Source organism: Streptomyces beigongshangae, assembly GCF_019710745.1.
GTDB classification, from domain to species: domain Bacteria; phylum Actinomycetota; class Actinomycetes; order Streptomycetales; family Streptomycetaceae; genus Streptomyces; species Streptomyces beigongshangae.
Window position 1 is genome coordinate 1 of sequence record NZ_JAHKJW010000189.1, and the last position, 553, is coordinate 553.

The following is a 553-nucleotide window of genomic DNA, read 5'->3' on the forward strand; positions in this document are numbered from 1 at the left end:
CCGGATAACGGCACGCCATCCCCACGATGACCACCGGATCGTCCGCCACCGACGGCAACGCCGACACCGGCACCACCGCCGCCGACTCGGTGCCGAGGACGCTGTCCAGCAGGTGGTCGGCGAGGAGGGCGGCGGTCGGGTAGTCGAAGACGACCGTCGCGGGCAGCCGCAGACCGGTGGCCTTGCCCAGCCGGTTGCGCAGCTCCACCGCCGTCAGCGAATCGAACCCAAGGTCCTGGAACGCCCGGTCGGGGTTGACGGTCTGCGCACCGGAGTGACCCAGGACCACCGCGATCTGACCACGCACCAGGTCCAGCACGGTCTCGCGGCGCTCGATCTCACCGAGTCCGGCAAGACGTGCGGCCAGGCCCGAGGCCGTGGCGGAGTCGACCGCCGTGACGCTCCGGCGGGCAGGGGTACGGATCAGGCCGCGCAGCAGCGGCGGTACCTCGCCCTGGGCCCGCAGAGCCGGGAAGTCGAGGCGTACGGGGAGAAGCACCGGCTCGCCGGAGGCGAGGGCCGCGTCGAACAGTGCCGTGCCCTGCTCCGCCGT

1 protein-coding gene is annotated in these 553 nt (G+C 72.7%); it reads right to left on the bottom strand.

Annotated elements, in window-relative coordinates:
• A partial coding sequence (locus tag KM933_RS38775; protein WP_221362392.1) for an acyl carrier protein occupies positions 1 to 553 on the bottom strand: 553 nt, incomplete at both ends.